Raw genomic sequence first — 1,534 nt, forward strand, 5'->3', positions numbered from 1 at the left:
GGCGGGCCAGCAGGTGAGCGACTCGCTGACGGTGCAATCGGCGGACCTGACCGCCCAGCAGACCGTCACGGTCAACATCACCGGCAGCAATGACAGTGCCACCATCACCGCTTCGGCCAGCGAGGATACCACCGTCGCCGAAGCCGGCGGCGTGGGCAACGCCACACTGGGAGATCCCTCGGCCAGCGGCACGCTGACCGTGCACGATGTGGATGCCGGCCAGGCGCACTTTGCCGCGGTGGCACCCGAGAGCCTCGCGGGCACCTACGGGACCTTCACCTTTGACAGCGCCACCGGTGCCTGGACCTACACGCTTGACAACGTCAAGGCCGATGCACTGATCACGGGCCAGCAGGTGAGCGACTCGCTGACGGTGCAATCGGCGGACCTGACCGCCCAGCAGACCATCACGGTCAACATCACCGGCAGCAACGACAGTGCCACCATCACCGCCTCGGCCAGCGAGGATACCGCCGTTGCCGAAGCCGGCGGCGTGGGCAATGCCACACCGGGAGATCCATCGGCCAGCGGCACGCTCACTGTTCACGATGTGGATGCCGGCCAGGCGCATTTTGCCGCGGTGGCACCCGAGAGCCTCGCGGGCAGCTACGGCACTTTCACCTTTGACAGCGGCACCGGCGCCTGGACCTACACGCTTGACAACGTCAAGGCCGATGCACTGATCACGGGCCAGCAGGTGAGCGACTCACTGACGGTGCAATCGGCGGACCTGACCGCGCAGCAGACCGTCACGGTCAACATCACCGGCAGCAATGACAGTGCCACCATCACCGCCTCGGCGAGTGAAGATACGGCGGTGACCGAAGGCGGTGGCGCCAACAACGCGGTCGCGGGAGATCCATCAGCCAGCGGCACGCTGACCGTGCACGATGTGGATGCCGGCCAGGCGCACTTTGCCGCGGTGGCACCCGAGAGCCTCGCGGGCAGCTACGGCACTTTCACCTTCGACAGCGGCACCGGTGCCTGGACCTACACGCTTGACAACGGCAAGGCCGATGCACTGATCACGGGCCAGCAGGTAAGCGACTCGCTGACGGTGCAATCGGCGGACCTGACCGCCCAGCAGACCATCACGGTCAACATCACCGGCAGCAACGACAGTGCCACCATCACCGCGTCGGCCAGCGAGGATACCACCGTCGCCGAAGCCGGCGGCGTGGGCAACGCCACACTGGGAGATCCCTCGGCCAGCGGCACGCTGACCGTGCATGATGTGGACGCTGGTCAGGCGCATTTTGCCGCCGTGGCACCCGAGAGCCTCGCGGGCACCTACGGCACCTTCACCTTTGACAGCGCCACCGGTGCCTGGACCTATACGCTTGACAACGGCAAGGCCGATGCACTGACGGCAGGTCAGCAGGTGAGCGACTCGCTGACGGTGCAATCGGCGGACCTGACCGCGCAGCAGACCGTCACGGTCAACATCACCGGCAGCAATGACAGTGCCACCATCACCGCGTCGGCCAGCGAGGATACGGCCGTTGCCGAAGCCGGCGGCGTGGGCAACGCCACA

Annotated in this window: 1 protein-coding gene; it reads left to right on the forward strand. The window is 66.6% G+C overall.

What is annotated here, in order from left to right; genetic code table 11:
- Nucleotides 1–1,534 (forward strand): VCBS domain-containing protein (locus tag KHO22_RS32275; RefSeq protein WP_211951255.1); only part of this gene is annotated, 1,534 nt, incomplete at both ends.

This window comes from Cupriavidus yeoncheonensis, assembly GCF_905397275.1.
Taxonomy (GTDB): domain Bacteria; phylum Pseudomonadota; class Gammaproteobacteria; order Burkholderiales; family Burkholderiaceae; genus Cupriavidus; species Cupriavidus yeoncheonensis.